This window comes from Arthrobacter sp. CAL618, from assembly GCF_000468215.1.
Classification (GTDB): Bacteria; Actinomycetota; Actinomycetes; order Actinomycetales; family Micrococcaceae; genus Arthrobacter_D.
Map to the genome: position 1 here is coordinate 1 of NZ_ASZW01000084.1, position 856 is coordinate 856.

Below are 856 nucleotides of genomic sequence, written 5' to 3' on the forward strand. Positions count from 1 at the left end.
GGGCGCTTCGGCCACGGAAATCATTCACTCTCCGCGCGGACCCCGCGCCACCGAGGTGATCCGCGCCGACCAGTCCCTGACCTCGGTCATCCCCCACGACGTTCAGCACACCAGAGCCATCCGGATCCCGGAGACCCAAGCTGAATCGCTTCCCGAGTCGGATCAGAGAACCGACAAACAGGCCCGACGGGAGTTCAAGGTCTACCAAAAGCAGCAGGCCAAGGCCGCCCTGCGGCCCGAGAAAGCGCTGCGCCCCGGCAACCGTGGACGCCGCAACGCTATCTGGGTGGTACTGCTTCTGCTCCTCGCTGGGCTCGCCGCGGGCCTTGGCTGGTTTTTCGGGGTGGGGCCCGGTGCACAGGCAACAGTGCCCGACGTCGTCAACCGTTCGGTGGACCAGGCCGAGTTGTTGCTGGCACAAAACGGCTTCGACGCCCCACGTTCGGAAGAAGAGTTTCACGACGAAGTGGCATCGGGGTTGGTGATCCGCAGCGAACCGGCGGCGCAAACCGAGATCCGCCGTTACCAGTCAGTCGAGCTGTTCGTGTCGAAAGGCCCCGAGCTGTTCGAGGTGCCGAATGTTGTTGACCGGGGTGAGGCTGCCGCCGCAGAACAACTGGCCGGCAGCGAGCTGGCAGTCGGTGAGATTACCCGGGAGTTCAACGCCGACGTCGAGGACGGACTGGTCATTAGCCAGGAGCCCGCCGCCGGTGATCAGACTCCGCGTGGCACCGCCGTGAACCTTGTCGTGTCCCAGGGCCCTGAACCTATTGAGGTTCCGGTGGTGACCGGGCAGCCGCGCGCCGACGCCGTTGCCGCCATCGAGGCCGCCGGCCTGGTGGCAGCGGTGGCCCCC

At 66.2% G+C, this 856-nt stretch carries 1 protein-coding gene; it reads left to right on the plus strand.

Annotation, left to right across the window (positions count from 1 at the left end):
• Positions 1 to 856, plus strand: an 856-nt coding sequence (locus tag K728_RS18460; protein WP_193353916.1) for a PASTA domain-containing protein, incomplete at both ends; no start/stop codon positions are given.